Here is a 24236-nt window from a genome sequence, read left to right as displayed (position 1 = left end):
CCGGTAACATTAGGGCAATCCTATGGCTACTCCCACAAAACCCACCCCAGACTCCCCCGCCGGCGAACGCATCGAGGACATCGATGTCACGACCGAGATGCAGGGCTCGTTCTTGGAGTACGCGTACTCCGTGATCTATTCGCGTGCGCTTCCCGACGCTCGCGACGGCCTCAAACCGGTGCAGCGTCGAATTCTGTACCAGATGAGTGAGATGGGCCTGCGACCCGAAAAGGGCCACGTCAAGTCGTCGCGCGTCGTCGGCGACGTTATGGGAAAGCTTCACCCTCACGGTGACGCTTCCATCTACGACGCCATGGTGCGCCTGACACAAAGCTTCATCCTGCGGGTGCCGCTGATCGATGGTCACGGCAACTTCGGTTCTTTGGATGACGGCCCCGCTGCTCCGCGGTATACCGAAGCTCGCTTGCAGGCATCCGCGATCGCGATGACGGATGACCTCGACGAAGACGTCGTCGACTTCGTCCCCAACTACGACAACTCAACTACGCAGCCCGAGGTTTTGCCGGCGGCATTCCCGAACCTCCTGGTGAACGGTGCGAGTGGTATCGCCGTGGGTATGGCGACCAACATGGCTCCCCACAACCTCGTTGAGGTCGTCGGCGCCGCGCAGTACTTGCTGACGAACCCCGAAGCGTCGCTTGAAGAACTCATGCAGTTCGTGCCGGGACCCGACCTTCCCACCGGCGGAAAGATCATGGGGCTTGCCGGAGTGAAGGATGCCTACGCGAACGGTCGCGGCGCGTTCAAGACCCGCGCCACGGTCGCCGTCGAGTCGATCACCGCCCGCAAGATGGGCCTCGTCGTCACCGAACTTCCCTATCTGGTCGGCCCCGAGCGCGTCATCGAGAAGATCAAAGACGGCGTCAATAACAAGAAGATCGTCGGCATCTCGGATGTCACCGACCTCACCGATCGCAACCACGGCCTGCGCCTCGTCATCGGTATCAAGACCGGCTTCAGCCCGGATGCCGTGCTCGAGCAGCTGTACCGCCTCACCCCGCTGGAAGATAACTTCAGCATCAACGCGGTGACTCTCGTTGACGGTCGGCCACAGACTCTCGGACTTAAGCCTTTGCTCGAGGTCTTTCTCAAGCACCGACTGCAGGTGGTTACGCGTCGCAGCAAATACCGTCTGGCGCGGCATCTCGAACGACTGCACCTCGTGGAGGGTCTGCTGATCGCCATCGTCGATATCGACGAGGTCATTCAGGTCATTCGCAAGAGCGATGACAGCGATCAAGCGCGAACACGCCTACGGGAAGTGTTCGACCTCAGCGAGCTGCAAGCCGAATACATCCTTGAGCTTCGCCTGCGGCGTCTCACTAAGTTCAGCCGCATCGAGCTCGAGGCCGAGGCCGAGAAGCTGCGCGCGGAGATCGCACGCCTTCAAGCGCTGCTTTCAGACGACAACCTCATTCGCGCTCTAGTTTCAGACGAACTCGACGCGGTCGCTGAAAAATTTGGAACCCCGCGACGCACGCTGCTCACTGAGGCACCTGCTTCGATTGCCACTACGTCGCGAGCAGCGGCACGCAAGAATCAGGCTGTCCTCGAGATCGCTGATGAGCCGTGCATCGTCCTGCTCTCCACGACTGGTCGAATCATTCGCGTAGGTATTAGCGATGGTGACACCGTGCTGGCGGCATCTCGGCGCTCGAAGCACGACGCGATCCGTTCGCGTGTCACCACTACGACGCGTACCGAGATCGGTGCGATCACGAACCGCGGCCGCCTCATAAAATTCACCGCCGTAGATTTGCCGAGTGTTCCGACAAGTTCGGTTCAGTTGGGGGCCGGTGCGAAGGTCAGCGAGTACCTCACTCTCGACAAGAAAGAACATGTTCTCGCCATCGTGTCGCTCAATAGCGAGGAACCGATTGCTCTCGGAACCCGCCAGGGCATCGTCAAACGCATCACACCGGGCGTCTGGCCGTCGAAGCCAGACTTCGAGATCATCTCCCTCAAAGCCGGAGACGAGCTCGTAGGAGCGGCACACAGCGCAGACGATGACGAGCTCACCTTCGTCACTTCGGACACCCAACTGCTGCACTTCGCTGCCGCGGCAGTGCGTCCGCAAGGGCTCAGCGCCGGCGGTATGGCTGGCATCCGAGTCGCCTCAGGAGCAGAAGTTATCTTCTTCGATGCTGTGGATGCCGACTCTGAAAACGTAGCGGTTACGGTTTCGGGGTCGAGCGTCACGATCCCCGGCACCGATCCGGGGCGTGTAAAGCTCAGCGAGTTCTCCCAGTTCCCGGCCAAGGGTCGCGGCACCGGCGGTGTGCGCGCTCACTCCTTGCTCAAGGGCGAGGATGTGCTCACGCTCGCGTGGGTCGGACGAGTTCCCGCAACAGCTGTCGGACCAGATGGCGCTGTTCGGCAGCTTCCAACCGAACGAACCAAGCGTGATGGTTCAGGCATGCCGCTCGACAGCGTGATCGGATCGATTGGGTTCACTCCGTAGCCAGAGCCAATCGCGCACGACCGCGATTTAACGGCTGAGGGCCGTTACCTGAACAATTCAGGTAACGGCCCTCAGTCGTTGAAGATCAATTACACGTGACGTCTCTCACGGGCGGTGAACGCCCACGACGATCCCGAGCTAGACGTCGATCCGGTCGCGATCGAGACCCTGGCCCTGGATGATGAACTCCTTGCGCGGAGCCACCTCATTGCCCATCAGGAGTTCGAAGACCGTGCCAGCATTCTCGGCATCCGCGATGTTGACACGTCGTAGAACTCGATTGTTGCGGTCCATAGTGGTGCTCGCGAGCTGGTCGGCATCCATTTCACCGAGGCCCTTGTAACGCTGGATCGGGTCTTGGTAGCGCTTACCGGACTTCTTCAAGCCGGCAAGAACCCCGTTGAGTTCCTTTTCCGAGTAGGTGTAGATCGTCTCGTTGGGCTTGGAACCAGGATTGATCACCACCACTCGGTGAAGCGGAGGGACAGCAGCGTAGACGCGCCCATCTCGAATCATGTCGGGCATGTAGCGGAAGAAGAGCGTCAACAGCAGCGTGCGGATGTGGGCACCGTCGACATCAGCATCAGCCATGATGATGACCTTGCCGTAACGGGCAGTTGACAGATCGAAACTGCGCCCCGAGCCCGCTCCAATGACCTGAATTATGGATGCGCACTCAGCGTTGGACAACATGTCGCTGATCGACGCCTTTTGAACGTTCAGGATCTTGCCGCGGATCGGAAGCAATGCTTGGTACTCGCTATCGCGCCCCAACTTTGCTGTTCCGAGCGCAGAGTCACCCTCGACGATGAAGAGCTCACTGTTCGCGACGTCGTTGGAACGACAATCGACGAGCTTGGCCGGGAGGCTGGAGCTCTCGAGGGCGTTCTTGCGGCGCTGGGTTTCTTTGTGAGCTCGAGCAGAGATACGCGACTTCATCTCGGCAACAACCTTGTCGAGCACGAGTGCCGCCTGCGACTTGTCATCGCGTTTCGTCGAGGTGAAGCGTTCAGAAAGCGCTGCCGCAATTACCTTGGCGACAATCGCTCGAACGGCGGGCGTGCCGAGAATCTCCTTAGTCTGTCCCTCGAATTGAGGTTCAGGCAGCCGAACGGTCAGCACCACGGTGAGCCCAGCGAGCACATCATCTTTATCCAGCTTGTCGTTGCCAAGCTTCAGACGGCGGGAGTTCTTCTCAGCCTCCGCCCGCAGGAATTTGAGCAAACTCTGCTCGAATCCAGCGAGGTGTGTTCCGCCCTTTGGCGTCGCGATGATGTTCACGAAGCTCTTTATCACCGTGTCGTAACCGGTGCCCCAGCGCAGCGCGACATCCACAACGCAATCACGGGACACTTCAGTCGAGACCATATGACCGTTCTCTTGCAAAACGGGCACACTTTCGGTGAAGCCACCAGATCCGGTCAATCGCCACACATCCGTGATCGGCGGGTCTACGGCGAGGTGCTCAACAAACTCCGAAATTCCGCCCTCGAAGGCGAACGATTCGTGACGAGGCTCCTCGCCCCGCTCATCCGTTACGTTCAGAGTGAGATTGGGCACGAGAAAGGCCGTTTGGCGGAGGCGATCGATCAGCCCGTCAGACTGGAACGTCGCGCCCTTCGTGAAAATCTGGCGATCAGCCCAGTAGCGCACACGAGTACCCGTGCGCCCCTTCGGCACTTTGCCAATAACAGCAAGTTCGCTACCCGAAACGAACGGCGTGAAGGGCGCATCCGGAGTCGGCTCCCCCGAATCAGCGAACGTACCGGGCTCACCGCGGTGGAACGACATCGCATACGTTTTGCCATTGCGATCGACTTCGACATCAAGACGTTCGGATAGCGCGTTAACGACCGAAGCACCAACGCCGTGAAGTCCACCCGACGCCGCGTACGAGCCAGAACCGAACTTTCCACCCGCGTGAAGCTTCGTGAAAACAACTTCAACGCCTGTGAGTCCGGTCTTAGGTTCGACATCCACGGGAATACCGCGGGCCTTGTCCCTTACTTCAACGCTTTCATCCGCGTGCAAGATCACGCTGATCTCAGAACCGTGGCCATCAAGGGCCTCGTCAACCGAGTTGTCGATGATCTCCCAGAGGCAGTGCATGAGTCCACGAGAGTCGGTGGACCCGATGTACATTCCGGGCCGTTTGCGAACGGCTTCAAGCCCCTCGAGCACGGATAGGTGACGGGCTGAATAGTCAGAGCTCGCCATAGTTATCTCCTAGGGGTTGAGAGCGGTAGGCCACATCCAAGACTACGGTCTCGCCATGACATCGCCTCTCACCGACACCCATCAGCACCATGAGGGAACGACTGAGCGACCGGGCTACGCGCTGAGCGAAATGCCCTCAATGTAGGAAGAATTTGCAGGCGGTCATGCTTGTATAGGCGTACGGAATAACAACCGCAAGCATCAAGAAGGAGTAGGCCATGTCGAACATTGCAACAGAAGACACCCCAGTCGATGAGATGGACTACACCCTCACGGCGATCGATCGCTGTGACAGCTGTGGCGCGCAGGCTTACATTCGCGCGACCCTCACCAGTGGCGACCTCCTCTTCTGCGCCCACCACGGCGCTAAGTTCAAAGACAAGCTCTTCCCCACCGCGCTCAAGTGGCACGACGAGTCGAGCCGACTCACTGCGTAGAGCTTCGGCTATCATGAGCAGTAGTTAGTTCGTTGCCGGCGCTGGTGTCGGTGTGACCTTCGTAGGAGTACTGTGAAGCGCATCCGACACTATGTGTCGCGTCTTGTGTCGCTCGACGTCAAAAATATGATCGGCGTTGCGCGCGCAATTAGCGCACGCAGCTCGACCCCGACGATCGTCATTGTTCTTGACATGGTCTGGTGTTCGCTCGTCTATCAATCGGGTTACCTCGATTACGAAGAATTCGAGTTCAACACGCTGTCCTCCTCTCAACGGAGCACCTGGATCACCAGCGGCAACGCCAACTCCATCGTGGTCAAATACAACCAGCGCGCTTTTCGTGAGCGGTTTTATGACAAGCCGACCTTCAATCGGACCTTCGATCAATGGCTCGGCCGTGCCTGGCTCGACCTGAGAACCGCCGATGAAGCTGATTTCGTTGAGTTCCTGCGAAACCACGACCCGATCATGGTCAAAGTCGTGGATAGCATGAGCGGCGCTGGCATCGAAAAATACAGTGGTCCTGAGCTGGCTGACGCCAGAGCGCTGTATCGAAAGCTCCTCTCGCGCCGGCAGTTTCTCGTTGAAGCGTTCATCGAGCAGCACGCGGAGATGTCAGCTCTTTGCCCGACCAGCGTCAATTCCCTGCGGATGATTACATTCTTCGATGGCACGAATGTGCATGTTATGGAAGCCGTCCTGAGAATGGGCAACGGTGCTGACGTCGACAATTACGGTCGCGGCGGCATGTACACGGTGCTCGACGAGAAAACCGGCATCGCCCCCTATGGCGCCTTCGACAAATATGCGAACACTTTTACCGTGCATCCACAATCGGGAACGCCGATTGTAGGCTTTCAGGTCCCCCTCTACGACGAAGTTCTGCGCACGCTCGATACCGTCGGCCGAATGATCCCGGAGATCCCCTACGTGGGCTGGGATGTCGCGATCTCCACCACCGGACCGGCCATCATCGAGGGCAACTACAACACCGGCGTCTTCCAGATGAAGCCGAGTCTTACCGGTATCAAGACGGGGCTACTCCCCAAGTTCCGCCGGGTAATCGACTTCTAACAGTGCCCGACACGAGCGCGATCGTGTGGCGTTAGGCCCGACGGATAACGCCAAGAGGAGTGCTCTGGTGATCCTGCCCGAGAGGGTTATCTTTCAGGACCTTCAATACCAGATCACTCGTTGCCCGATCGGCTGTCGAACCGAGGATGTTTCCGCCGAAGTCGTTGATATCCACAACGAGCACCTGAACATCGCGGTCCAGCGCAGCCGCAATGTCAGCGGCAACACCGTCAGGTCGGGCTGGGCCGAGTACGACGTGGGAGTCGTACGGCGGAATTGTGTTTTTCGTGGGCCCATCGATCGCTCGAGCCTTGGGCCCTGCAATCCGGTAGAAGTCACCGCGTCGCCCCACGAGCTTCGTGACGGCGGCCACAGCAGCTGCGAACAGAATGCGAGGAGTGCCGCACTCACGCAACGCCATTTCCATCGTCTCGGGCATGCCTAGGCCGATGCCGTGAGATGTCTTAGTCACATACTTCGAAAGGAAGGTCGCAAGCTTGCGCGGCTCTACCTCAGAGATCGGGTAAGCCCGCCCCTGCGTGATTCCGACAATTTTTTCCGTGACAAAGAGCAAGTCTCCATCGCGCACGACATCTGCCGCGTACTCCGAGACGACCTGAACGATGTCGTCTTCACGAACCACCAGTCGAGTCTTGATGGGAAGCCGTTCGTAAACGGCGCCATCGACCTCGACGGTGAGACTCTTACCAGCGTTCGCTTCAGCACCCATTGTTGGCCTATTCGAGGTAGTCGCGCAGTGACTGCGAGCGTGACGGGTGGCGCAGTTTGGCCATCGTCTTCGATTCAATCTGACGGATGCGTTCACGCGTTACGCCGAACGTATCGCCGATCTGGTCAAGAGTTTTCGGCATACCATCGCCGAGGCCGAAGCGCATACGAATAACGCCTGCTTCACGCTCGGAGAGCGAGTCAAGAAGACTCTCGAGCTGCTTTTGCAGCATGGTGAAGCCAACGGCGTCGGCAGGAACAACAGCCTCGGTATCCTCGATCAGGTCACCGAACTCGCTGTCGCCGTCTTCACCGAGCGGAGTGTGGAGCGAAATTGGTTCACGGCCGTACTTCTGAACTTCAACGACCTTCTCGGGCGTCATGTCCAGTTCGCGCGACAGTTCTTCTGGCGTGGGCTCGCGACCCAGATCCTGAAGCATCTGGCGCTGAACACGCGCGAGTTTGTTGATGACTTCAACCATGTGAACCGGGATACGAATCGTACGAGCTTGGTCGGCCATTGCCCGAGTAATCGCTTGACGGATCCACCACGTGGCGTAAGTCGAGAACTTGAAGCCCTTGGTGTAGTCGAACTTCTCTACGGCACGAATGAGGCCGAGGTTTCCCTCTTGGATCAAGTCCAAGAACTGCATTCCACGACCGGTGTAGCGCTTAGCGAGAGACACAACCAGGCGCAGGTTGGCACCGAGCAAGTGGCTCTTAGCGCGTTGGCCGTCCTTAGCTACCCACTGGAGCTCCCGACCGAGCGTTGAACGAACTTCGCCGGGCGCCATTTCGGAAAGCTTGTCTTCCGCAAACAGGCCGGCTTCGATACGCATTGCTAGCTCAACTTCTTGAGCGGCGTTGAGCAGAGCAACCTTGCCGATTTGCTTCAGGTAATCCTTGACAGGGTCTGCCGTGGCACCGGTGATCGCGGCGGAATACACGGGGACGTCGTCGTCATCGTCGACCAGAGAAAGAACGAGAGCGCCGGTGGGCAGTGCCTCATCCTTACTCTTCGACTTTTCGTCTTGATCGTCCTCGGGCTTCGCTTCTTCGCCGTCAGCCTCGACAATATCGTCAGCTTCGGCGGCAGCTTTCTTGCCTCGCGTCGCGGGCTTCTTTGCGGCAGGCTTCTTGGCAGCTGCAGGCGACTTCGTCGTCGCTGCTTTCTTTGCGGGGGCCTTCTTGGGCGCGCTCGCTGCACCTTCGGCGGCGGTAGCTAGCTCTTCAACTGCGTCGGCAGCTTTAGCACGCGTTCCGGCCTTAGTGGCCGCTTTCGCGGGGGCTTTCTTGGGTGCGGATGCAGTCTCCGCAGTCTGAGTTCGGGTCGCCATGTGAACACCTTTCCGAGGTTTTCGGGCAGTACTAAGACCCATGTCAAGTCTCCGTCTGAATCACCGCACGGCAATACAGAACCAGAAACAAGACCGGGTCTTAAACCCATTATGCCACGCTTTTTCGATGCTTTGCACCATCACACGATCGCTCTTGCCGAGTCGGCAGCAACTATGCAACGAGTGTGCATCATGCTGTCAGTTCAGTGCGGTGCGGTTTCTCGGGTTACAGAGGATGATTCGATGCGCCATCGTCGTCACCGGCGCGACGGATCGCTAGGAATTTCTGCAACTCTGCGGCTATCTCGTCTGCTGTCGGGAGTTCGCCATCTTCATCCGTCAGAGGCGAACGCATCGGATTCTCCTCCATGTAGTTGTCGTGGCGCTCTTCAAGAGTGCCTACAAGCTTGGCAAGCTCTTGGTTGCTTTCGACTTGACCATCGATCTTGGCGACGAACTCTCGGCCCTCTTCACGAAGCCGATCGGTGGGAAAGATAAGACCCGTTGCGGCGCTGACACTCTCGAGCGCCGTAACGGCCGCCGTTGGCCATTCAGTGTCCGCGAGATAGTGCGGGATCAAAAGTACGAATCCGGCGGTTGGGTGCTCGATCTCTTGCAGTCGATATTCGATCAGATGCATCGCGTTCGCCGGAACCTGCGTGTGCGGCTTCCAGACGGAGAAGGCGTCGATGAGCTCCGAGCGATTTCCGCTCACGGTGACGCCAATGCTTCGTGTGTGAGGTACCGGCATAGGAATCGCATGAACCCACGTGGTGGATTTCACGTCAAGCTTCGAGATCAACCGCAGAACAGCAGCGGAGAAGCGTTCCCACTGAAAGTCAGGCTCATAACCCGTGAGAAGGAGGAACGGCTGCCCCAGCTCGTCCTTAGCCAGGTAGAGCTCGAGTTTTGCGGGTCGGTAATCGCTCAAGTGATCTTGGTCAAAGTAGATTGTCGGGCGACGTGCGCGGTAGTCGAGTAGAGCGTCGTTGTCGAACGAAGCCACGACCGTGCGTTCGAGAGTATCGAGCAGATATTGACTGAACTGGCTGACAGCACCACCAGCATCCGCGAAGCCAGTGAGACCGGCGACAAGGGGCAGGCCGCGCGGCACACCCGCGACATCGGTGTCGATGTCGTATAGGCCGGCTGGATCTCGCATGCTTCCACTCTAATCGCGGGCGCGACAGCAACCTCTTGAAACACCTCCACAGCGTCATGCTCCTAGCGAACATGCAGGCCGATGCTGGCTATCATGAGGATATGACCGTTGCTACGTTGCACTTGTCCACCTCGCCCGCCTCCGAACTCACGTCCGATGTTCTCGTGATTGGGGTGGTGAAGACAGAATCTGGCCCGAAGCTCGTTGACGCGTCACCAGCACTCGCCTCGTTTGAGCAATCGCTGAGCGTGATCGGTGCTACCGGCGCGGCAGACGAGCTGCACCGCATTCCGGCCAACGGCATCGCTGCCCCCGCCGTCGCGTTCATCGGGCTCGGCGATGCCGCGCGCTCAACGGAAAACTTGCGCTACGCGGCTGGTTCCGCCGCACGTCAGCTGCGCGGTGCTTCTCACATCGCGCTAGCGCTCGGAGCCGAATCGTCGGCAGACACTCTCGCCATCCTCGAAGGCGCGGCCATTGGCGCATACTCCTACGACGCTTATCGCTCGACTCCCCCCGAGCCCGCAAAGCAACACGCAAGTACCATTACCGTTCTGAGCCCTGTTGCCGATGTTTCGCTGATTGAGCGGGCAGAGATCATCGCCCATGCGACGCACGTCACTCGTGATCTCGTCAACGAAGCACCCCGCGAGCTTTACCCTGAAACCTTCGCAGATCGCGCGAGCGAATTAGCGGCACTCGACAACGTTGAAGTTGAAGTCTTCGCTGAAAAGGAACTGGAAGAGGGCGGTTTTGGGGGCATCCTCGGAGTAGGCCAAGGATCGACTCGCGGCCCGCGCCTGGTCAAGATCAGCTATACCCCGAATGACGCGACGAAGCACCTCGCGCTTGTCGGTAAGGGAATTACGTTCGACTCGGGCGGGCTTTCACTCAAGCCCGGACTTTCCATGATCGGCATGAAGTTCGACATGAGCGGCGCCGCGACAGTGATGGCGGTTCTCGAAGCGTGCGCCAAACTCCGAACGAACGTACGCCTCACAGCGTGGCTCTGCTTGGCAGAGAACATGCCATCGGGAAGTGCCATTCGCCCGAACGACGTCCTGACAATCCGTGGCGGAAAAACTGTCGAAGTACTGAACACTGACGCGGAAGGCCGGCTAGTTATGGCTGACGGTCTAGTTGCCGCCAGCGAGGAAAACCCAGACGCCATAGTCGACATCGCCACGCTCACCGGGGCGGCAGTCGTGGCTCTCGGCAACCGCTACGCCGGAGCTATGGGCGATAAGGCGTTAGTTGCGCACGTTGTTTCCGTAGCTGATCGAGTGGGCGAACCCTTCTGGCCCATGCCCATCAGCCCTGAACTGCGCCCGTTGCTCGCCTCCGACATCGCAGACATCGCGAATATCAAACCAGGCAACACAGCCGGTGGAATGCTCATCGCGGCTGCTTTCCTTAAAGACTTCGTGGGGAAGCGCGCTGACAGCACCGAAACGATCCCCTGGGCGCACATCGACATCGCAGGCCCCTCGGACAACCGTGGCGGGGGCTGGGGATACGTCGGCAAGGGAGCGACGGGAATTGGTGTGCGGACACTCATTGAACTGGCCGAGGAATTTTCTCGTCCGTAGTAAGGTTTTTTAAACGCGGATTCTTTCCGCACCATCCGGTCGCACGGATTACACACCATGCGTTCCGGCGAACAAATTCCTTACAGAGGAGCTGCTGTATTGGCTGAGCACAATTTTGACCTTGTCGTTCTTGGTGGAGGAAGTGGTGGATACGCAGCAGCGTTGCGCGCCGCCGAACTGGGTATGACCGTTGGCTTGATCGAGAAGAACAAACTTGGAGGCACGTGCCTTCACGTTGGTTGCATCCCGACCAAGGCTCTCCTGCACTCGGCCGAGGTTGCTGACGTCACGCGTGAGGCAGCCAAATACGGCGTCGCCGCCACGCTTGATGGAATCGACATCGCTGGTGTCACCAAGTACCGCCAAGATATCGTGGCAAGCAAGTACAAGGGCCTTCAAGGACTTGTAAAGATGCGTGGCATCAACGTAATCGAGGGCGAAGGCAAGCTCGTCGCTCCCAACACCGTTCAGGTCGGCGAAGACACTGTCATCGGTAAGAACGTGATTCTCGCGACTGGTTCATACTCTCGCAGCCTTCCCGGTCTCGAAATCGGTGGCCGAGTAATCACTTCTGAACAGGCGCTCGAGCTTGACTTCGTGCCCAAGAAGGTCGCCGTTCTTGGTGGCGGTGTTATCGGTGTTGAGTTCTCTAGCGTCTGGAAGAGCTGGGGTACCGACGTCACGATCATCGAAGGACTCCCCCACCTCGTTCCCAACGAAGACGAGTCTGTTAGCAAGCAGTTCGAGCGTGCCTTCCGTCGCCGTGGAATCAACTTCCACACCGGCGTTCGGTTCAAGAGCGTTGAGCAGAACGACGACGGAGTTATCGTGACGCTCGAAAACGGCGAAACGGTTGAAGCCGAGCTTCTTCTCGTTGCCGTCGGCCGCGGCCCCTCCACTGCAGGCCTCGGATTTGAAGAAGTCGGCATCGAGATGGACCGCGGTTTCGTCCTGACCAACGAGCGCCTCGCGACCAACGTTCCCGGCGTCTATGCCGTGGGCGACATCGTTCCAGGCCTTCAGCTTGCCCACCGAGGTTTCCAACACGGAATCTTTGTTGTCGAAGAGATCGCTGGCCTCAAGCCGATCGTGATCGACGATCTCAACATTCCGAAGGTTACCTACAGTGACCCCGAAGTAGCGTCGGTCGGCCTGAGCGAAGCCAAGGCGATCGAGGCGCACGGCGCAGAAAACGTCAAGGCGTACGACTACAACCTGGGCGGCAACGGCAAGAGCGCTATTCTCGGCACGGCCGGCTCGATCAAGGTTGTCCGCGTCGTTGATGGCCCTGTCGTCGGCGTTCACATGATCGGTGCCCGCGTTGGGGAACTGATCGGCGAAGCACAATTGATCGTCAACTGGGAAGCACACCCCGAAGACATCACCCCGCTGCTTCACGCACACCCCACCCAAAATGAAGCCCTTGGCGAGGCATTCCTCGCCCTGGCAGGCAAGCCGCTTCACGCGGTCTAGGCTCCGCCTTAACCACGGAACTAAGCTATTGATGACAAGCATCACAAAGGAGCAGTACTGATGAGCGAATCCGTTAACCTTCCGGCACTCGGCGAGAGTGTCACCGAGGGCACGGTGACCCGCTGGCTGAAGCAAGTCGGCGAGCGTGTAGAGGTTGACGAGCCCCTGCTCGAGGTCTCGACTGACAAGGTCGACACGGAGATTCCCTCTCCCGTCGCCGGAATCATCGAAGAGATCTTGGTTGCCGAAGACGAAACAGTTGAAGTGGGCACCGCGCTCGTAAAGATCGGTGATGGATCAGGTGGCGGAGACGCTCCTGCCGAAGAGACGCCCGCCGAAGCAGCACCAACTGAAACAGCGGCACCCGCTGCTGAAGCTGCGGCACCAGCCGCCGAAGCACCGGCTCAGCCCGCTGCGCCGGCTGCCGAAGCACCCGCTGCCGAATCAGCACCGGCTCAGTACGCCGCGCCCGCTGCCGAAGCACCCGCTGCCGAATCAGCACCGGCTCAGTACGCCGCGCCCGCTGCCGAAGCACCCGCTGCCGAATCAGCACCGGCTCAGTACGCCGCGCCCGCTGCCGAAGCACCCGCTGCCGAATCAGCACCGGCTGCCGAAGCACCCGTTGCCGAAGCGGCACCTGCTGCTGAAGAAGCCCCTGCTGCCGAAGCACCTGCTGCTGAAGAAGTGGCTGCGCCTAGCGCAACCGAACAGGCTCCCGCTGTAGCCCCCGAGGCGCCCGCAGAGGCCGCCCCGGTTGCCGCAGAAGCGCCTGAGGAAGCCGCTCCCGCGGCGCCCACTGAGGAAGCTGCAGCTGCAGCATCCGACGAGGACGAAAGCGACGACTCACAGGCCGGCTACCTCACTCCTCTCGTGCGCAAGCTCGCGAACGAGCGCGGCGTCGACGTGAGCACGATCACGGGCACTGGCGTCGGCGGCCGCATCCGCAAACAGGATGTTCTCGCTGCAAGCGAGCAGGCCGCGACCCCCGAGCCGGAAGCAACCGCTACCGCGCCCGCTCCGCTGGAAGTTTCGCCATTGCGCGGAACGACAGTTCCGATGTCACGCCTGCGCAAGGTCATTGCTGAGCGCGCCGTGCTTTCGATGCAGTCATCTGCCCAGTTGACGTCGGTTGTCGAAGTTGATGTCACCGCTGTGGCGAATTTCCGCAGCTCGGTGAAGGATGACTTCCTCGCTAAGACCGGTACGAAGCTCTCCTTCTTGCCGTTCTTCGCACTGGCCGCAGCGGAAGCGTTGACCGCGCACCCGATCATCAACGCGACCATCGAAGACAACGCGATCGTCTATCCCGCCCAGGAAAACATCAGCATCGCAGTGGACACCGAACGTGGATTGCTCACGCCGGTTATCCGCGATGCTGCGTCACTTGACATTGCAGGGCTCGCAGGCGAGATCGCAGATCTTGCTGCTCGCACTCGCGACAACAAGCTCACCCCGGACGAGCTCTCGGGAGGAACGTTCACGCTGACCAACACTGGATCACGTGGCGCACTCTTCGACACTCCGGTCGTGTTCTTGCCCCAGTCGGCGATCCTTGGAACAGGAATCGTCACTAAGCGACCAGTCGTGGTGAGCGATGCCAACGGTGATGCAATTGCGATCCGATCAATGGTTTACCTCGCACTGAGCTACGACCACCGCATTGTCGATGGTGCAGATGCCGCAGGCTTCTTGGTCGACATGAAGAAGCGCCTCGAAGCCGGCGATTTCGCCGACAAGCTGGGAATCTAAGTCACTCCGCATCAGTGAGGGAGCACATAGCTCCTGACTCGCCAACCGGCCTCGCCCTTCACGAGAAGGAGCGAGGCCGGTTCGCTTTTGCCATCAGGTGTTTCGAATTGAAACAGAACGCTGTCCCCTAAGCGTTGGGTAACCGTCGCCGTCGCGGCATCGAACGCCGAATCCGTCGACAACTCCGCGCCTGCAAGCACTGCTTCGATAGCCGCGCTGTCCGCGGCGAAGGCCGGTGAATCGCTGCGAGAAACAGCCGCGAGACACTCGATCGAGAGATCTCGGAGGCAGTCGTCTCGTGCTGCTAAGAGAGCCGCTAGCGCTATCACCGGGTCTTCATCCAGACCGCTCTGTGACGCACCGGAGTCGTCCGTCTCGAGCTCGGCAGCAGAACCGTCGCCCAGTTGGGCCTCGCCAGTTACTCCGGCTGAGCCAGACGACATCGCCTCGTCATCTAACGTTTCACCTGCAACGCCAACGGTCGGCTCCGAACTCGCGTTCTGCTCGGAGACCAGGATGATCGCTGCCGCGAGGGCCAGAGCTGCAATACCGAGCGCTGCGATAAACCATGTTCGCTTACGAACTGGAGCGCACCACGCCCTTGCCGCGGTTACAACAATACGCAGCCTATTACGGCCTTGGCGGAGAAAACCCTCCAACGCACGCTGCACACCGGCCGGAAGCGCAAGAACAGCGCCCCATTCAGTAGATGCGCCCTTACCAAGCGGGGCCTCGGCAGGTGATCCATCGAGACGACCGGGAAACGATTGTGCGGCACGGTCGTCCGGCTCGGCGGTAAGCAGCACTGGCTCTGGGGCACCGAGAGCGAAGAGCCGACGTTCGCACTGAAGCTCCCACTCGTGGCTACCGACTTGTTCCGTGTCGCTGAGCCACGCCACTAGCTCAGTAATCTGCCCCTCTTTTTCCCGCTCGGCTGTTATCGCCGAAAGCACTCCGCACGCGACCAGCGCGAACTGCAGACGATCTTCACGAAATGCGTTCTCGGCATGAAGGGCGGTTGGAGTCGGGCGTATCTCGGTCACGCTGGCGTGACCCCACTCAGCAAAGAATGGGCTTCCTTCAGAGTTAAAGTGGACAGTATCTACGGAGACCGCCCCCAGAGCGATGCCTTCACTATGCAACTGATTCAACGCAGTAATCAGCGGAGCCAGAATCGTGATCGTCTCTCCGACGCGCAACGAAGTGCGATCACGCATGAGCCTGCGCAAGGTGCCCGCGCTCTGCCAGTCGAAGATAATGACGGGCCTGCCGTCTGGCGCCGCAGCTAGATCGTCGATCGATTGAACGTGGTCCCCCGCAGCCCGAGTGGCACACTCAATCTCGTTCAAAATGCGCTCTGCGGCGACTTCAGGCTCGAAGCATTTGATGAGTCGCAATCCCGCGACACCATCATCCGCTCCTCGGCCTTCCGCCCGTACCAGAATCGTTTGAGACCGCGGGCCCTCGCCCATTGACCGAATAGTGCGATAGCCCGCAATAGTGTTCTCGTTCACCCTGCAACTCTCGCCTGCGCGGCTTTGTCGTGGCCATGTTCGCGGGACATTGGGGACAGACGCGGTTACTAGAAAGGAAGGAGGAGTTGCACGACTACTCGCAGGCGACCGACAACTCCACTGTGATCTCTCTGCTGGAGGAACTCACAGCTGCCCAGAAGGCCGTATCCTAGAGTCATGGCTCGCAGCGAAAAGACACCCAAGGCTCCCAAAGAACCCGGTCGCATCAAGCAGATGTATCAGGTCTTCCAGATGACGCGACGGTACGACAACCTCGCAGTCTGGTTCTTCCTGTTGGCCTTCCTCGTGCCGATTCTTATCGGGCTCGCGCTGGCCTTCCTCTTGTCGGCGGATAACGTTCTTGGCTTCGTGCTCTATATCGTGGCGGGCGTCATGGCGGGACTTCTCGCCTTCTTGATCGTTCTAGGCCGTCGCGCTGAACGTGCCGCATATTCCCAGATTGCTGGTCAGCCCGGCGCTGTGGGAGCCGTGTTGAAGAGTTCACTTCGTCGCGGCTGGACCGCGAGCGAAATGCCCGTTGCGATCAGCCCGAAGACGCAGGATGCTGTCTACCGCGCGGTGGGCAAGGGTGGCATCGCGCTCATTGGCGAAGGCCCGCGCAGTCGTACGCAGAAGATGCTCGAAGATGAGCGTCGCAAAATGAATCGCTTCTTGCCCAACGTTCCGGTTCATTTTATCTACGTCGGCCCGGACGCCGATTCAGTGGCGCTCCACAAGCTTGCCCCCACACTTGGTCGACTCAAGAATGTCTTGCGCAAGCCCGAGATTCTCGCAATCTCTAACCGCCTGAACTCTCTCGACAAAAATAGTCTGCCGATCCCCAAGGGAATCGACCCGATGAAGGCTCGCGCTCAGCGTTCACAACGCGCGTAGGTCTTTACAACGCATCTAGATCTTCCCAGCGCGCCTAGATCTAACGCCGCTAGATTTTCGCAGCCAACGCCGATGAGCCTCCACGCTTGTCGGCGTTGCTTGTAACAGGGCTTGGCTCCCGCAAAGCCACAATCGAAACAGTCATTCGAGCCGCATCCTCGGGACAGCTCGGACCCTACCGGCGCACCAGCAAGGTGCCCGCGACTCGATCGTGCATACCGCGCTGGTCAGCGTCCCAAATCACGGCAGGGATGACGAGTGCCATAAGTACGGTGCGAACGATCGGACGCCAGATGCCCAGAAAGCCTCCCGTTACCGGGACCACTCGCATTCCAGTAATGAGGTGGCCGAAGCTTCCGTTCGCGGTGATCAATAAGACGACCTGAGCCGCCACGAAGATGCCCAGAGTAGCGAACGCCTCGTACTCAAAAAACGCAATCGATACGACGACCGCGAAGCCCCAGTCGATAGCGAGAGCTACTAACCGCCGCCCTAGTCGGCCGATTGATCTCGGGCCCTCCGCGGGAAGCCCGATTCTTTTGCCCGGCCAATCGTCGGACGTTGCTGCTTGCTGATTCACTTCACCAGCCTAACGAATGACGGTCGCGTAACATGCCGGAAACATTTCTGACGTGACGGCGAAACTCGAGTTCTGTACCCTAAGAGATGGTTGTAACGACAGCCGATCATCACCTGAACCCCTTGGAGTTCCACTCAATGTCTCATCCGAAGTTTTCCAATTCGTCTGAGGTTCTTGATTTTATCAAGGACACTGACGTCAAGTTCGTCGACATCCGGTTTACCGATCTGCCCGGTATCCAGCAGCACTTCAACATTCCCGCCGCCGCAGTTGATGAAGACTTCTTCGCTGTCGGTCAGCTCTTCGATGGTTCATCAATCCGTGGTTTCCAGTCGATCCACGAGTCAGATCTCCAACTGATCCCTGACGTCACGACTGCCTACGTCGACCCTTTCCGCGTCGAACGCACGCTGATCATCATTTTCGACATCTACAACCCCCGTAACGGCGAGATCTATGCTCGCGACCCGCGCCAGGTTGCTAAGAAGGCCGAAAAGTACTTGGCCTCGACCGGAATTGCTGACACCGCGTTCTTCGCCTCCGAAGCAGAGTTCTATATCTTCGACGACGTTCGCTACGAAGTAAGCGCGAACAAGAGCTTCTACGAAGTTGACTCCAGCGAAGGCGCATGGAACAGCGGGCGCACCGAAGCAGGCGGAAACCTCGCTAACAAGACGCCGTTCAAGGGCGGCTACTTCCCCGTCTCCCCCGTTGACCAGCACGCTGACATCCGTGACGACATCGTCATGAAGCTCATCGATGTTGGACTCGAAGTCGAGCGCAGCCACCACGAAGTGGGAACCGCTGGCCAGGGCGAGATCAACTACAAGTTCGACACGCTCGTTCACGCCGGTGACGACATCCTCAAGTTCAAGTACATCGTCAAGAACACGGCGAACGAGTGGGGCAAGACCGCAACGTTCATGCCGAAGCCGCTCTTCGGCGACAACGGTTCGGGAATGCACACCCACCAGTCGCTCTGGAACGATGGCACCCCGTTGTTCTATGACGAGAAGGGCTACGGCGGGCTCAGCGACACCGCTCGCTGGTACATCGGTGGACTCCTGAAGCACGCTCCTGCTGTGCTCGCGTTCACGAACCCCACGGTCAACTCGTACCGTCGCCTGATCCCCGGATTCGAAGCTCCCGTGAACCTCGTGTACTCGGCTGGAAACCGTTCGGCTTCCATCCGTATCCCGATCACGGGAACGAACCCCAAGGCCAAGCGCATCGAGTTCCGCGCGCCTGACGCTTCGGGAAACCCTTACCTCGCATTCGCTGCGCAGCTCATGGCTGGTCTCGACGGCATCAAGAACAAGACTGAGCCGCACGAGCCCGTCGACAAGGACCTCTACGAGTTGCCTCCCGAGGAAGCACGCCTGATTCCTCAGGTTCCCGCGTCGCTCGAAGATGCACTAGTAGCCCTTGAAGCCGACCATGAGTTCCTCATGGAGGGCAACGTCTTCACCAAGGACCTCATTGAGACGTGGATCGACTACAAGCGCACGAACGAGCTTCTCCCGTTCGCGCAGCGCCCGCACCCGTACGAGTACGAACTGTACTTCGGCGTCTAAGCGTTAAACACAGCTGAATAAGTGGGCCGCATCCTTCGGGATGCGGCCCGTTTCGCTTTCCGTGGCTCTGAGCAAGCACGCGGTCTCCGCGAGAACTCACGCTCCGCTAGAGAGACACTCAGCGGGAGCGTGGGTGCCTAAGAACTTTAGGAACGCGGAACATTCGTCACGCCATAGAAACGCCGCTCAAAGACGCGGCGCGCGCGACGAGTGGCACGCAGGTAGTCTTCCTCTAGTTCGCTCGCGGAGCCCGGCGGGTACTCGAGCATGCGAGAAATCCCTTCGAGCTGAAGGCGATCATTGGGAAGGACATCCGAGGTTCTCGACGTCCACAGTGTGATCGCCGAGCGAGCACGAGAGGCCAGAATCCAGGCTTCACGCAGGCGAGCGGCATCCGAAGCGGTCACCAACTTTTCAGCGACCGCCGCATCTAACGCGTCTAGTGTCGACGTGGTGCGAAGCCCCTCAACTTTGGCTCCGTGTTGCAGTTGCAAGAGCTGCACGAACCATTCGACGTCGCTCAGCGAACCACGACCGAGCTTAAGGTGACGTGAAGGATCGGCTGCTTGCGGAAGCCTCTCTGACTCCACCCGTGCTTTGATCCGTTTGACCTCGCGAACGTCCTGAGGCGAAATAGCTTTGGGATAACGCACCCTGTTGGCGAGTTCTGTGAAGTCCGCAAGCAATCCCTCATCGCCTGCGACGCCGCGAGCACGTAACAGAGCCTGCGCCTCCCACGTGAGCGACCAGCGCTCGTAGTACGCCTCGTACGATTCGAGCGATCGCACGATCGCACCATTTTTACCTTCAGGGCGAAGATCGAGGTCGAGGTCGAGGGGAAGCTTGACGTCCTCAGTGATGCGCGTAAGCCCTTTCGCTACGGCCGTGGCGCGCTTGGAAGCGTCTTCGGCCGACGCATCGGTCGCCCGGTACACGTACATCACGTCAGTGTCAGAACCGAACCCGGACTCAGCCCCTCCATATCGTCCCATCGCGATGATGCCGAACTCGATACCGTCGGGTTCGGGCCGCAGAACGGCGAGCGAACCCTCCAGCATTGTCGTGGTGACATCGCTCAAGCCCCGACCAAGTTCTTGAATGGAAATCACGCCGACGATGGACCCGATCGCCAGACGGAGCGTCTCGCGACGGCGAGCGGTTCGCAAGGCGACCGCTGCCGCGTCTTCGTGGCCCTTGTGGCGAGAGACAATTGCGCGAGCTTCGTCGCGAAGAACGGCGAGCGTACGAGGGCGAAGCTCTTTATCGTGCTCTAGCCAGGCGGCAGCTTCTGGAATGCGCTCAAACAAGCCACCAACATATTTGGATGCCGAGAGCACGCGAGTGAGCCGCTCTGCAGCTCCCGACGAATCCCGCAGCATCCGCAAAAACCAGTAGGCCTCGCCGAGCGCGTCGCTCAGCCGACGGAACGCGAGTAACCCGTAATCAGGGTCGGCGCCTTCGGAGAACCATTGAAGCATGACGGGCAGGAGGGTGCGCTGAATCGTGGCACGTCGCGAAACTCCACCGGTAAGCGCCGCAATATGCGCGAGAGCACCTTTGGGATCCAGGAAGCCGATCGCGGCAAGGCGCGCCGCAGCCTGCTCACTCGAGAGCGCCAAGCCGTCTTCGGGAAGTGCCGCGACGGCTGAGAGAAGCGGACGATAGAAGAGTCGCTCGTGCAGCCGGCGCACCGCGATCTTCGTGCGCTGCCACTGCTCGGTGAGGTCAGCGGCATTCTTAGCGATGCCGGTGGCGCGTGCGAGTACCCGCAAGTCGTCAGGGTCGCGAGGCATGAGGTGGGTTCGACGCAGCTTGGACAACTGAATGCGGTGCTCAAGAAGACGAAGGAAGCGATAGTCTCGCGCGAACTCGCCCGCCTCAATGCGCCCGATGTAGCCGTGCTCCGCCAGAGCGATGAGGGCTCGAAGGCTTGAGGTTTGACGAACCTCTTCGTCATTCTGTCCGTGCACCAGTTGCAGCAGTTGCACCGTGAACTCGATATCGCGCAGACCGCCGGGGCCGAGCTTGAGCTGAACATCACGCTCGTGGGGTGGAATGTTCTCGGTGACCCGTTCGCGCATGCGCTGCACCGACGCCACGAAGTTTTCACGAGAGGCACTAGACCAGACGAGCGGCGAAACACCGTCGATGTAGCGGCCGCCAAGCTCGCGGTCACCCGCGAGTGGACGCGCTTTGAGGAGTGCCTGAAACTCCCAACTCTCGGCCCAGCGGTCGTAATAAGCCAGGTGAGAGTCGAGGGTGCGCACGAGCGCGCCGTCTTTACCCTCGGGGCGGAGGTTAGTGTCGACCTCCCACAGTGCCGGCTCAATAGTGAGGTCTTGGATGCCACGAATTGTCTGCACTGCGAGCGGCGTTGCGATGGTGACCGCACGGTCGGCGCTGATGCCGTCGGGTTCCGTTACGAAGATGACGTCGACATCCGACACATAATTCAGTTCGCGCGCCCCCGCCTTACCCATGCCGATGATGGCGATACGGGTTGCGGCGACATCTGCCTCTGGAAAGTTGACTGAACGACGGGCGACGGAAAGCGAGGCTTCAAGCGCGGCTCCGGCAAGGTCGGCGAGAGCCATGGCCACGCGGTCGACGGCAGCGAGCGGATCGTCCTGAGAGAGATCCCAGGCCGTGATCTTCGTCAGCTCACGACGGTAGCGAACGCGCAGAGCGACCCATGCTTCTTCTTCTGCGAGTTCGCGCGTGACGGCGGTGAGAGATTCGACATATTCTTCGGGCGATGCTGGCGCCGTAATCGGCACGCACATCGCGTCGAGTTCAGAGGGATGACGAGCTAGAAAGTCGCCAAGACCGGATGACGCGCCCAAGACCTGCACCAGTCGAATCGCAGCATCGTCGTTCTGCAAGAGCGGCGCCAACTGTTGCGGAGCCGACTCCGATAGCTCAAGGACAAAGCGCAGCGCTTGATCGGGATCAGCCGCTCGGGAGAACAACGCGGCCGGCACTTCTGGCCGATCGAGGGCAACAAGGCGTTCTCGTGCCTCGCTGAGCTCGAGAAAGCCCAGCTTGGCAAGTTCGGTCAGAGTGTAGGTAGTCGTCGACATAACGTGACCGCGGAGTCTAGAGAATCTCTAGGCTGCTCTCGAGCTCGTACGGGGTTACCTGAGCGCGGTATTCCTTCCACTCGCGACGCTTGTTGAGCAGCACGAAGTTGAAGACCTGCTCCCCCAGCGTTTCGGCAACGAGTTCGGAGTTCTCCATGATGCTCAGCGCGTGGTTGAGGTTCGACGGCAGTTGCTCGTAACCGAGCGCGCGGCGCTCGTGATCGGAGAGATCGCCCACGGCATCCTCGGCTTCGAGGGGAAGCTCGTACCCTTCTTCGATGCCCTTGAGGCCTGCGGCGAGCAACAACGAGTAAGCAAGGTACGGGTTAGCCGCGGAGTCAAGAGCGCGGTACTCGATACGAGCGCTCTGACCCTTGCCCGGCTTGTACAACGGCACGCGCACGAGAGCGGAACGGTTGTTGTGGCCCCACGTAACGAAGCTCGGAGCTTCGTCGCCGCCCCAGAGACGCTTGTACGAGTTCACGAACTGGTTGGTGACGGCCGTGATTTCGGGAGCATGCTTGAGCACACCCGCCATGAACTGACGACCGACCTTCGACAACTGGTAGTGACCGCTAGCGTCGTAGAACGCGTTCTGGTCGCCCTCGAAGAGTGACATGTGGGTATGCATTCCCGAACCGGGTTGGCCCGACATTGGCTTGGGCATAAATGTCGCGTAGACACCCTGCTCGATCGCGACCTCTTTGATCACGGTGCGGAAGGTCATGATGTTGTCAGCAGTCGTGAGGGCATCTGCGTAGCGTAGGTCGATCTCGTTCTGACCGGGGCCGGACTCGTGGTGGCTGAACTCCACCGAGATGCCGAGGTCTTCGAGCATCCGCACCGAACGGCGACGGAAGTCGTGGGCCGTTCCGCCAGGAACATTGTCAAAGAACCCTGCCGAGTCAACGGGCTCAGGGCGACCCTTCTTGAGCTTGCTCGACTTGAGCAAGTAGAACTCGATCTCCGGGTGGGTGTAGAACGTAAAGCCGCGCTCGGCTGCCTTCTCCAACGTGCGCTTGAGCACGTTACGAGGGTCGGATGCTGCCGGCTGGCCGTCGGGCGTCGTAATGTCGCAGAACATGCGAGCCGTGGGATCGATCTCGCCACGCCACGGGAGAATCTGGAAAGTAGTGGGATCGGGGTGCGCGAGCATGTCTGCTTCATAAGCACGTGTGAAGCCTTCGATGGCGGAACCGTCGAAGCCGAGGCCCTCAGCAAAGGCCCCCTCGATCTCTGCGGGAGCAACAGCGACGCTCTTGAGCGTGCCCACGACATCCGTAAACCAGAGGCGGACGAATTTGATGCCACGCTCTTCAATCGTACGAAGAACGAAATCGCGCTGCTTATCCATTGACATTGAGTTCCTCGATCCGTGCCCTGCCGCGAAATTGCGACATCGATTCTGCCGCTCTAAGGCTACTTGCTCCGGGGCTTCTCTGCAGCGCACTCGCCGCCGCAATAGCCCAATTGAACCGAGCGCCAGTGTCGTTAGACTTGCGGCTATGACTGACCCCGCCGCCGCTGAGGCCCAAGCCAAGCTCAAACGAGTTCGCACTCGCCATTTTCAGACGGCGAAAGAGAACGGGATCAAGATCGTCGGGCTCACGAGTTACGACCAGCTGACCGCCGGCATCTTCGACGAATCCGGAATCGACTTCCTTCTCGTCGGCGACTCTGCCGGCAACAACGTCTACGGCTACGACACCACGCTGCCGGTGAGCATCGATGACCTCATCCCTCTCACTCGCGCTGTTGCTGGAGCGGTCACGCGTGCCTTTGTCGTCGCGGATATGCCTTTCGGTTCCTACGAAACTGGCCCCGACGAGGCGCTGCACACAGCGTTCCGCTTCATGAAAGAGACCGGAGCCCACGCCGTCAAGCTTGAAGGCGGAGTGCGCAGCGCTGAGCAAATCCGACGCATCGTGGATGCCGGCATCCCCCTGATGGCTCACATCGGCTTCACACCGCAGAGCGAACATGGCCTCGGCGGACACGTCATCCAAGGCCGAGGCGACGGCTTCGAGCAATTGCTCGCGGATGCACTCGCCGTTGAAGAGGCGGGCGCCTTCGCGGTCGTGCTCGAAATGGTTCCCGCGGATGCCGCAGCCAAGATCACCGAAGCGCTCACGATTCCGACGATCGGTGTCGGCGCCGGTCCGCACGTGGATGGACAGCTCCTAGTCTGGACGGACTGGGCTGGCCTGACTAAGGGACGCATCCCCAAATTTGTCAAAAAATACGCCGACTTGCGTGCGACGCTCGCGGGCGCGGTAGACGAATACCGCGCCGATGTGGCCTCCGGCTCTTATCCGACCGAGGACCACTCTTACTAGGGCACAACC

General features: G+C 59.6%; 17 protein-coding genes. 9 read left to right on the top strand and 8 right to left on the bottom strand.

What is annotated here, in order from left to right; all coding sequences use genetic code 11:
- Nucleotides 1-22 precede the first annotated feature (22 nt).
- Nucleotides 23-2482 carry a DNA topoisomerase (ATP-hydrolyzing) subunit A gene (locus I6E58_RS07785; RefSeq protein ID WP_197131968.1) on the top strand — a complete coding sequence of 820 codons (2460 nt, stop codon included), beginning with the start codon at nt 23-25 and terminating at the stop codon, nt 2480-2482.
- Nucleotides 2483-2620: 138 nt separating this feature from the next.
- Here the strand turns inward: I6E58_RS07785 and I6E58_RS07780 are convergent, their stop codons facing one another.
- Nucleotides 2621-4699 (bottom strand): type IIA DNA topoisomerase subunit B, encoded by a 2079-nt coding sequence (locus tag I6E58_RS07780; protein ID WP_197131965.1) that lies wholly within the window; start codon nt 4697-4699, stop codon nt 2621-2623.
- 218 nt (nt 4700-4917) lie between these two features.
- On the opposite strand from I6E58_RS07780, the gene I6E58_RS07775 reads away from it, so the two are divergent.
- Entirely contained in the window at nt 4918-5136 is a 219-nt protein-coding gene (locus I6E58_RS07775) for a hypothetical protein (RefSeq protein WP_197131962.1), read from the top strand.
- A gap of 72 nt (nt 5137-5208) precedes the next feature.
- Nucleotides 5209-6210, top strand: a complete 1002-nt coding sequence (locus tag I6E58_RS07770; RefSeq protein ID WP_197131959.1) for a sugar-transfer associated ATP-grasp domain-containing protein — start codon at nt 5209-5211, stop codon at nt 6208-6210.
- 31 nt (nt 6211-6241) lie between these two features.
- Here the strand turns inward: I6E58_RS07770 and I6E58_RS07765 are convergent, their stop codons facing one another.
- From I6E58_RS07765 to I6E58_RS07755, 3 genes are all read right to left on the bottom strand, one after another.
- On the bottom strand, nt 6242-6940 hold the full coding sequence (locus tag I6E58_RS07765) for a coenzyme F420-0:L-glutamate ligase (RefSeq protein ID WP_129071523.1): 699 nt from the start codon (nt 6938-6940) through the stop codon (nt 6242-6244).
- A gap of 7 nt (nt 6941-6947) precedes the next feature.
- Nucleotides 6948-8276: an RNA polymerase sigma factor gene (locus tag I6E58_RS07760; protein ID WP_129071524.1), complete on the bottom strand. Its 1329-nt coding sequence runs from the start codon at nt 8274-8276 to the stop codon at nt 6948-6950.
- 226 nt (nt 8277-8502) lie between these two features.
- Nucleotides 8503-9438: a proteasome assembly chaperone family protein gene (locus tag I6E58_RS07755; RefSeq protein WP_129071525.1), complete on the bottom strand. Its 936-nt coding sequence runs from the start codon at nt 9436-9438 to the stop codon at nt 8503-8505.
- Between the two features lie 101 nt (nt 9439-9539).
- Between I6E58_RS07755 and I6E58_RS07750 the strand changes: the two genes are divergently transcribed.
- The 3 genes from I6E58_RS07750 (at nt 9540) to I6E58_RS07740 (ending at nt 14249) form a co-directional block, all read left to right on the top strand.
- A complete protein-coding gene (locus tag I6E58_RS07750; protein ID WP_231595172.1) occupies nt 9540-11027 on the top strand; it encodes a leucyl aminopeptidase in 1488 nt (495 codons plus the stop codon).
- Nucleotides 11028-11126: 99 nt separating this feature from the next.
- A complete protein-coding gene (gene lpdA / locus I6E58_RS07745) occupies nt 11127-12500 on the top strand; it encodes a dihydrolipoyl dehydrogenase (protein WP_197131957.1) in 1374 nt (457 codons plus the stop codon).
- A gap of 60 nt (nt 12501-12560) precedes the next feature.
- Nucleotides 12561-14249 (top strand): 2-oxo acid dehydrogenase subunit E2, encoded by a 1689-nt coding sequence (locus I6E58_RS07740; RefSeq protein WP_197131955.1) that lies wholly within the window; start codon nt 12561-12563, stop codon nt 14247-14249.
- Between the two features lie 11 nt (nt 14250-14260).
- Here the strand turns inward: I6E58_RS07740 and I6E58_RS07735 are convergent, their stop codons facing one another.
- Nucleotides 14261-15763 (bottom strand): hypothetical protein, encoded by a 1503-nt coding sequence (locus tag I6E58_RS07735; RefSeq protein WP_197131953.1) that lies wholly within the window; start codon nt 15761-15763, stop codon nt 14261-14263.
- Between the two features lie 177 nt (nt 15764-15940).
- Here I6E58_RS07735 and I6E58_RS07730 point away from each other — a divergent pair, with 177 nt between their 5' ends.
- Nucleotides 15941-16657 carry a DUF4191 domain-containing protein gene (locus tag I6E58_RS07730; protein ID WP_197131951.1) on the top strand — a complete coding sequence of 239 codons (717 nt, stop codon included), beginning with the start codon at nt 15941-15943 and terminating at the stop codon, nt 16655-16657.
- 175 nt (nt 16658-16832) lie between these two features.
- On the opposite strand, the gene I6E58_RS07725 is transcribed toward I6E58_RS07730, so the two are convergent.
- On the bottom strand, nt 16833-17237 hold the full coding sequence (locus tag I6E58_RS07725) for an RDD family protein (RefSeq protein WP_197131950.1): 405 nt from the start codon (nt 17235-17237) through the stop codon (nt 16833-16835).
- A 137-nt stretch (nt 17238-17374) separates the two neighbouring features.
- Between I6E58_RS07725 and glnA the strand changes: the two genes are divergently transcribed.
- On the top strand, nt 17375-18811 hold the full coding sequence (gene glnA / locus I6E58_RS07720) for a type I glutamate--ammonia ligase (RefSeq protein WP_197131948.1): 1437 nt from the start codon (nt 17375-17377) through the stop codon (nt 18809-18811).
- A gap of 146 nt (nt 18812-18957) precedes the next feature.
- Here glnA and I6E58_RS07715 read toward each other — a convergent pair whose 3' ends face one another.
- The gene (locus tag I6E58_RS07715) at nt 18958-21891 is read right to left on the bottom strand and encodes a bifunctional [glutamine synthetase] adenylyltransferase/[glutamine synthetase]-adenylyl-L-tyrosine phosphorylase (protein ID WP_197131946.1); all 2934 of its coding nucleotides are present in this window, start codon (nt 21889-21891) and stop codon (nt 18958-18960) included.
- A 16-nt stretch (nt 21892-21907) separates the two neighbouring features.
- Entirely contained in the window at nt 21908-23245 is a 1338-nt protein-coding gene (locus tag I6E58_RS07710) for a glutamine synthetase family protein (RefSeq protein ID WP_129073476.1), read from the bottom strand.
- Between the two features lie 151 nt (nt 23246-23396).
- On the opposite strand from I6E58_RS07710, the gene panB reads away from it, so the two are divergent.
- On the top strand, nt 23397-24227 hold the full coding sequence (gene panB, locus I6E58_RS07705) for a 3-methyl-2-oxobutanoate hydroxymethyltransferase (protein ID WP_197131943.1): 831 nt from the start codon (nt 23397-23399) through the stop codon (nt 24225-24227).
- The last annotated feature ends 9 nt before the right edge of the window (nt 24228-24236 follow it).

Source organism: Salinibacterium sp. SWN1162, assembly GCF_015864675.1.
Taxonomy (GTDB): Bacteria; Actinomycetota; Actinomycetes; order Actinomycetales; family Microbacteriaceae; genus Rhodoglobus.
The sequence above is the reverse complement of the archived record's forward strand: the minus strand, read 5'-3'. Positions and strand labels throughout refer to the sequence as shown.